Annotated in this window: 7 protein-coding genes and 2 riboswitches; of the genes, 1 reads left to right on the top strand and 6 read right to left on the bottom strand. The window is 65.8% G+C overall.

Going from position 1 to position 7,415, the window contains the following annotated elements:
* A partial coding sequence (locus tag QAT43_RS13250) for a hypothetical protein (RefSeq protein WP_305043561.1) occupies positions 1-437 on the bottom strand: 437 nt, incomplete at its 3' end.
* A 128-nt stretch (positions 438-565) separates the two neighbouring features.
* Between QAT43_RS13250 and QAT43_RS13245 the strand changes: the two genes are divergently transcribed.
* Complete coding sequence (locus QAT43_RS13245; protein ID WP_305043560.1) at positions 566-751, top strand: hypothetical protein; 186 nt, start codon at positions 566-568, stop codon at positions 749-751.
* Between the two features lie 59 nt (positions 752-810).
* On the opposite strand, the gene metX is transcribed toward QAT43_RS13245, so the two are convergent.
* The 5 genes from metX to QAT43_RS13220 all read right to left on the bottom strand — a co-directional run bounded on the left by metX (position 811) and on the right by QAT43_RS13220 (position 7,259).
* Entirely contained in the window at positions 811-1,926 is a 1,116-nt protein-coding gene (gene metX, locus QAT43_RS13240; RefSeq protein ID WP_305043559.1) for a homoserine O-acetyltransferase MetX, read from the bottom strand.
* A 96-nt stretch (positions 1,927-2,022) separates the two neighbouring features.
* Positions 2,023-2,161, bottom strand: a riboswitch (SAM riboswitch).
* A 75-nt stretch (positions 2,162-2,236) separates the two neighbouring features.
* Complete coding sequence (locus QAT43_RS13235) at positions 2,237-3,370, bottom strand: trans-sulfuration enzyme family protein (RefSeq protein ID WP_305043558.1); 1,134 nt, start codon at positions 3,368-3,370, stop codon at positions 2,237-2,239.
* Positions 3,371-3,436: 66 nt separating this feature from the next.
* Positions 3,437-4,588, bottom strand: a complete 1,152-nt coding sequence (locus QAT43_RS13230) for a trans-sulfuration enzyme family protein (RefSeq protein ID WP_305043557.1) — start codon at positions 4,586-4,588, stop codon at positions 3,437-3,439.
* A gap of 102 nt (positions 4,589-4,690) precedes the next feature.
* A riboswitch (SAM riboswitch) is annotated at positions 4,691-4,815 on the bottom strand.
* Between the two features lie 123 nt (positions 4,816-4,938).
* A complete protein-coding gene (gene cysK / locus QAT43_RS13225; RefSeq protein ID WP_305043556.1) occupies positions 4,939-5,892 on the bottom strand; it encodes a cysteine synthase A in 954 nt (317 codons plus the stop codon).
* A 47-nt stretch (positions 5,893-5,939) separates the two neighbouring features.
* A complete protein-coding gene (locus QAT43_RS13220) occupies positions 5,940-7,259 on the bottom strand; it encodes a nitrite/sulfite reductase (protein WP_305043555.1) in 1,320 nt (439 codons plus the stop codon).
* Positions 7,260-7,415: the final 156 nt, after the last annotated feature.

Genomic DNA, 7,415 nt, shown 5'->3' with positions numbered 1-7,415 from the left:
TCCAGGGCTTCGCGAAACAGGGGGACCTCAACGACGGAGGAGACCGGCAGATGGCTGAACTGCTCCTTGGTCAAACGGCGCAGCACCTTGCCGTCGAGATTGACCACCTGCACCAGGTCGAGTTGGAACAGATTGATGCCGTCCTCCAGGGCGGTGCCGAGCTCGAATATCTCATCGGGCGAGGGGGCGTAGAGAACCGAGTTGATCAGATCCACGTCGCGACTGAGCATGCGGATGTAGTTGGCGGTTTCGCGCTGCGCGTCATTCATGCTCTCGTGGATGAAACGCGCCGTTTCGTCGAGCTTGGCGAGCAGGTTGCGCTCGATGAGCTTTTCCGTCGACGAGGAGACGATCAGCAGGGCCAAGGCGAGGGGAATGACGGAGAGCCCGATCAGCGCGAGGAGGATTTTGGTTTGCAGCTTGAGAGTCTTGATCATGGACAGCCCCTGCCGGAAATTCAGTGTCGTTGGCAAAACAGAGAAATCCTAACATTTGTTAATGTCTCAGGCAATCCCTTTAATTTACCCTCTTTACTTTCCCGGACGCTTCGGCGAACAATGGCGCCATGAGCGAGGAGCGCAAATCATCGGCAAAATCCGTCCAGCAACCCAATCGCCTGTGCCTGCGCTGCCTGCGCACTTGTCGCCAGAGCGAGGCGGTGCGGCTCCTTGATTGCCCGCGCTTCCTGCCCCGGCCCTTCAAGGTGCAAAAGCCGCCCGGTCGGCAGCTCGATCTGTTCGGCAAAAAATAGCCGGAAAATTAAATAGGACGAACGAGAAAAGCGAGCCTCCCGGGGCTCGCTTTTCTCGTTCAGGACGGCAACTGCGCGAGGAAGGCGCGAATCAGGTGGGTGAACTTTTCCGGTTCGACGAGAAAGGAGTCGTGGCCGTAATCCGAGTCGATGAGGTGATAGCTCACGGGTTTGCCGAGTTTTTCCAGGGCGCGCACGGCCTCCTCGGTCTGGTAGGGCGGATAGAGCCAGTCGGAGGTGAAGGCGAACCACAGGGACGGGCATTGCATGCGGTCCAGGGCCTCCTCCAGGGAATCGAAATTCCAGGCGGTGTCGTAGAGATCCAGGGCCTTGGCCAGGTAGAGAAAGCTGTTGGTGTCAAAGCGCGCCGGAAAATTGTAGCCGTTGTATTCGAGATAGCGCTCGATCTCGAACTTGCCGAAGAAGTCGAACTGGCCGTCGCGGGCGGAAAAGCGCCGGCCGAACTTCATCTGCATGGAGGTATCGGAGAGAAAGGAGATATGGCCGATGGCCCGCGCCAGAGCCAGCCCGTCGGTGGGCGGATGCTCGGGGCGGTAGTTGCCCTTTTTCCACTGGGGGTCGTTGAAGATCGCCTGGCGCGCCACGGCGTTGAGGGCGATGGCCAGGGGCGAGGTGCGCGCCGTGCCGGCGATGGGGATGATGGAACGCACCATCTCGGGATGGAGGATGCTCCATTCCACCGCCTGCATGGCGCCCATGCTGCCGCCGATGACGCTGAGCAGGGAAGGCAGGCCGAGATGATCGACGAGGAGTTTCTGGGCGCGCACCATGTCGCGCACCATGACCACCGGAAAGTTCAGGCGATAGGGCTGGCCGGTGCGCGGGTTGAGGCTGGTGGGGCCGGTGGAGCCCTTGCAGGAGCCGATGACGTTGGAACAGAGCACGAAGTAACGGTCGGTGTCGAGCACCTTGCCGGGGCCGATCATGTCGTCCCACCAGCCCGGCTTGCGATCCTCGGAGTGGTTGCGTCCGGCGGCGTGGGCGTCGCCGGTCCAGGCATGGCAGACCAGGATGGCGTTGCCGCGCGTGGCGTTGAGGCGGCCGTAGGTTTCGTAGGCCAGGGTGATGGGCCCGAGCACCCGGCCGCTTTCCAGCTGCAGTTCGGTGTCGAAGGTGATCTGTTCGGTTGTGACGATGCCGACGGATGTGCTCAATGCCTGATCCCTTGCTGGCGCAAAGCAAACGGCCCCTTCCCAGGCTGATGAGAAGGGGCCGTTCGAATACGTGCGGGCAGGTATCCTCGGGCTCCGTCCTCATCTTCCCCATCGCGGCGATGAACCGGCGACGGGCAGGAGTTAGCACCTGACGTCCGCCCTTGCGCCTTGCGGCCGCGGCGAACCGGTTGCTGTGGCTTCAAAGGGCCTTTCCCTCCACCACTCTTGATATGGACGTTGCGCTGTTGCGGTTGTAGGGTGGAACTCTAGCGGAACGGCGAAAGCTTGTCAATCTTCGCGGCGCCCTGCCTCAGCGGGCCAGGGCCGTTTCCAGGTCGTCCCAGAGATCCTCGGGATCCTCGATGCCCACGGAAATGCGCAGCAGGCTTTCGCGGATGCCGAGCTGTTCCTTGACGGGAACAGGAATCGCCGCGTGGGACATGCTCCAGCAGTGGGTGAGGATGGTTTCCACCCCGCCGAGGCTCGGCGCGATGATGGGCAGCCGCACGGCTTCGAGGACGCGCGGCACCTGCGCCCCATCCTTGAGTTCGAAGGAGAGCACGGCGCCGGGACCCGAGGCCTGGGCGAAATGCACGGCGCGGCCGGGATGCTCCGCCAGGCCCGGATAGTAGACCCGCGCCACCGCCGGATGGGCGGCCAGGCGCGCGGCGAGCAGCTGCGCCCCGGCCTGGGCGGCTTCGAGGCGCACCTTGAGGGTTTTGATGCCGCGCGCCAGTAGAAAGCAGTCGAAGGGCGCCAGGGTGGCGCCCGTGGCGTTCTGGAAGCGCTTGAGGCGCAGCGCCAGGTCCTGGTCGGCGGTGGTCACCAGGCCGGCGAGCAGATCCGAATGGCCGCCGAGGAACTTGGTGGCGCTGTGGATCGCCACATCGATGCCCAGGGGCAGGGCGGGCTGCAGCAAGGGCGTCATGAAGGTGTTGTCGAGCAGGGTGAGCAGGCCGCGGCGGCGGGCGATCTCGACCAGGGCGCGCAGATCGGTGATCTTGAACAGGGGGTTGGAGGGCGTTTCCAGCAGCAGGGCGCGGGTCTCGGGGCGGATGGCGTCCTCGACCTTCTGGGGATCGGTCATGTCCACCAGGCTGGCGCTGATGCCCTGCTGGGGCAGCACCAGGTGCAGATAGCGGTAGGTGCCGCCGTAGAGGTCGTCGGGGGCGATGACGTGGTCGCCGCTTTTGAGCAGGGCCAGGGCCGCGCCCACCGCCGCCATGCCCGAGGCGTAGGCGAAGCCGCGCACCCCGCCCTCGAGCAGGGCGATGGCTTCCTCCACCTGATCACGGCTGGGGTTGCCGCTGCGCGCATAGTCGTACTCGCCGGGCCGCCCGCCGAAGTGATGGTAGGTCGAGGCCAGATACACGGGAATGTTGGCCGCCCCCGTCGCCGGATCGCGGTCGCGCCCTTGGTGAACGAGCAGCGTTGCGGGTCGCAACGCTGCTGTCCTTTGTCCTTTGTTATTGGTCATTGGTTTAAAACCCCTTTTGCGGTGGTTGATTCGTCAAGCGAGCGCCTGCTCCAGATCGGCGATGATGTCTTCCGCGCTTTCGATGCCCACCGACAGGCGCAGCAGGCTCTCGCAGATGCCCAGGCGCAGGCGCTCGGCCTCGGGGATGTCGCCGTGGGTCTGCACCGCCGGCAGGGTCATGAGGGATTCCACCCCGCCGAGGCTCTCGGCGAAGGAAATCAGCTTGAGGCGCTTGAGGGCCTGCCGCGCCGTCTCGGGCTGATCCACGCGAAAGGAGAGCATGCCGCCGAAGCCCCCTGTCTGACGCTTTGACAGCTCATGGCCCGGATGATCCTTGAGTCCCGGGTAATAGACCGCCGTGACGCGCGGATGGGTGCAAAGCCACTCGGCGACGCGCTGGGCGTTGGCGTTGTGGCGCTCCAGGCGCAGGCTCAGGGTCTTGAGGGAACGCAGCAGCAGCCAGCAGTCCTGGGGCGGCAGGATCGCCCCGGTGGAATTCTGCAGGAAATAGAGGCGCTCGCCCAGGGCCGCCTCGCGCGCCACCAGCACCCCGGCGCACAGATCGTTGTGGCCGCCCAGGTACTTGGTGGCCGAATGCACCACCACGTCGGCGCCAAAGTCGAAGGGCCGCTGCAGCACCGGGGTGAGGAAAGTGTTGTCGACAATATAGAGCAGGCCGCGTTCGCGACACAAGGCGCCCAGGGCCGCCAGGTCGGCGATGCCGAGCAACGGGTTGCCGGGGGTTTCCACCAGCAGGGCGCGGGTGTGTGGGCCGACGGCGGCGGCAACGGCCGCCGTGTCGGTGGTGTCGACGTAGCTGGCGGCAAGGCCCAGCTTGTCGAACACCTGGGCCAGCACCCGGTAGGTGCCGCCGTAGAGGTCCTGGGAGACCACCAGGTGATCGCCGGCGGAGAAATGCAGAAACAGGGTGGTGAGCGCCGCCATGCCCGAACCGAACACGCAGGCGCGGGCGCCGCCTTCCAGGTCGGCGAGGGCATCCTCGAGCACCTTGCGTGTCGGATTGCCCGAACGCGTGTAGTCGAAGCCGGTGGATTCGCCCACTCCGGGGTGCCGATAGGTGGCGCTGGGATAGATGGGGACGCTGATGGCGCCGGTGCGCTCGTCGACGCCGACGCCGACCTGCACCAGGCGGGTTTCCAGGGAATGGCGGGTGGTTTGTTCCATGGCAATCTCCTGCTGTGTGCGGTGACGAAAACGGCCCCTTCCCGCAAGATGGGGAAGGGGCCGCGCGCTGACACAGGGTGCCGAAGGGCAAGGCGGGCTCCGTCCTCATCTTTCCCGCGGTCGCAAAGCGCCCGGCGGGCAGGAATTAGCACCTGGCATCCGTCAGGTGCGACGGATCGGTTGCTGTGGCTTCGCAGGGCCTGTCCCTCCGCCACTCTCGATGATAGACGCGGTTCGCTCACGCGAACCTTTCCGAAAAGCTAAAGCAAGGCTGCCATAAAGTCAACAGAAATTATCAAGAAACTTTTCCCGTCTTTGTTGGGTTGTTTTTGCGCCATTGCCCCGGCAATTTACACCAATCCATCAAACAACACGCTGGTGAGGTAGCGCTCGCCCGAGTCGGGCAGCACCACGACGATGGTCTTGCCGGCAAATTCGGGTTTCGCCGCGAGCCGCGCGGCGACAGCGACGGCGGCGCCGCAGGAAATGCCGGCGAGAACGCCTTCTTCCTTGGCCAGGCGGCGGGCAAACTCAAGGGCCTCGTCGTTGCTGACCTGCTCGACCTGGTCGACCACGGACAGATCCAGGGTGTCGGGAATAAAGCCCGCGCCGATCCCTTGAATCTTGTGCGGACCGGGCTTGATTTCCTCACCGGCCAGTTTCTGGCTGATCACCGGGCTGTCGCTGGGTTCCACCGCCACCGAGAAGATTTTTTTCCCCCGCGTGTTTTTGATGTAGCGCGACACGCCGGTGATGGTGCCGCCGGTGCCGACCCCGGAGACCAGCACATCGATGGCGCCATCGGTGTCCTCCCAGATCTCGGGGCCGGTGGTCTGCTCGTGAATCGCCGGGTTGGCGGGATTCTTGAACTGGTGCAGCAGCACGTAGCGGTTGGGGTCGGAGGCCGCCAACTCCTCGGCGGCCGCGATGGCGCCACCCATGCCCTTGGCGCCGGGGGTGAGGATCAGGTTGGCGCCGAAGGCCTTGAGCACCTTGCGCCGCTCGATGCTCATGGTCTCGGGCATGGTCAGGGTGATGGGGATGCCGCGCGCGGCGGCGACGAAGGCCAGGGCGATGCCGGTGTTGCCGCTGGTCGGCTCGACGATTTCCTTGCCCGGGCCGAGCAGGCCCTTTTTCTCGGCATCCCAGATCATGGAGGCGCCGATGCGGCACTTGACCGAGTAGGCGGGATTGCGGCCCTCGATCTTGCCGAGGACGACGGCGCCGCCCGGGGCGATGTGGTTGAGGCGCACCAGCGGGGTGCGGCCGATGCTGAGGGAGTTGTCGTTGTAGATGTTGGCCATGCGCGTTCTCCTTGGCTGGGATCGGCCGCTGCGGGCCCAATCTCGGGTTATTTGATTCGGGAAACCACGTCGAGCAGTTCCGCGAGGGTCAGTTCCTGGTGAATCCTGTCCCCCAGTTTAGCGTCTTTTCGCCGATACACATCAAAGCGCGGTTGGCGCTCGCCCTGGTCGTCCTTGATCAGGCGCGAGCTGATCACGCCGAAATCGGCCAGTTGCGGCTGGCTGCAGCTGTTGGGACAGCCGGAAATCGCCCAGCTCAGGGCGCGGGCATCTCCGGGCATGGCCTGGAGCATCCGGCGCGCTACCTCGCGGGTGGGCGAAAGCCCCATGCGGCAGGCGTGGTTGCCGACGCACACCCGCAGGGTGGTGCGCTCCTCGGGCGACGCGCCGCCCAGGCCGGCGGCGGCCAGATGCGCGAGCAGCTCTCGGCGGTCGTCCTCGTTCAGGGGCGCGAAGGCCAGGTTCTGATCGGCGGTGACGGCCAGATAGCCGCCGGCATGGTCGCGGGCGAGGGTCGCCAGGCGCCGCAGCAGGCTGGTATCCAGGTCGCCGGCGAAAATCGCCGCGGTGACCGGCGCGCAGGCGGTGGGTGGTGCCGGCAGGGTGTCGAGGCCGGCCGGCGCGAGCCGTTCCGGGCGGCCGTTGAGTTCGGCGTCAAGCAGGCGGCGAAAGCTCTCCTCGCCCAGGCGGCGCACCACGTGCTTGAGGCGCTTGCCCGTCGGCGTATGGCGGGCGTGGAGGCGCACCACCGCCTCCGCCAGGGGCAGCAGGCGGCTTTCGGCGACCCCCTCGGCGAAAAGCAGCGCCGCCTGGGGTTCGCGGCCCAGGCCCCCGGCCACCCAGACATCGTAGCGCGGCTCGGCGCCCTGGGCGTCGATGAGCACCAGGCCGAGATCCTGGATCAGATGGCGCGACCCGGCGTAGCCGTCTTCCACGCCGATCTTGAATTTTTTCGGCAGGTTCTCGAAATGGGGATTGCCGGCGAAATGCCGGTGCAGACGCCGCACCAGGGATTGGGTGAGGGCGAAGTTGCGGGAGAAGCTGGTGCTGCAGGCAATGCCGCGCACCGCGCCGCCGCAGGCGCCGCGTGTGGTCAGGCCCACCGCCGCCAGGCCGCGGCCGATTGCGGGCAGATCGGCGAGGCGCACGCGATGCAACTCGATGCTGCCGCGGGTGGTCAGATGCACGCGTGCGCCGGCGAAGCGTTCGGCCAGTTCGGCGGTCTTGAGGGCCTGCTCGACGGAGAGCACGCCGGCGGGCACCTTGATGCGCAGCATGAGCTCGTCGGCGTCGTTCATGCGATAGACGCCGTCGAGGCGCAGCTGATGAAAGTCGACGGCGGGTTGTTGGGATGGATCGGAGGTCATGCCTGAATCCTTAAGTGATGATTTGTGGGGTAGGGGCGCACCGCCGTGCGCCCGGGCGGATGCCATCCGCCCCTACAGGTCCAATTCCCGCACCAGGCGCTCGGCCAGTTCCGTCGGCGCGCCCAGTTCCTCGCTCAGAATCAGCGCGGCCTGCTC

It is taken from the genome of Geoalkalibacter sp. (genome assembly GCF_030604225.1).
In the GTDB taxonomy this organism is placed as follows: domain Bacteria; phylum Desulfobacterota; class Desulfuromonadia; order Desulfuromonadales; family Geoalkalibacteraceae; genus Geoalkalibacter.
Note: the sequence above shows the minus strand (reverse complement) of the source record. Positions and strands in the feature narration are given on the sequence as shown.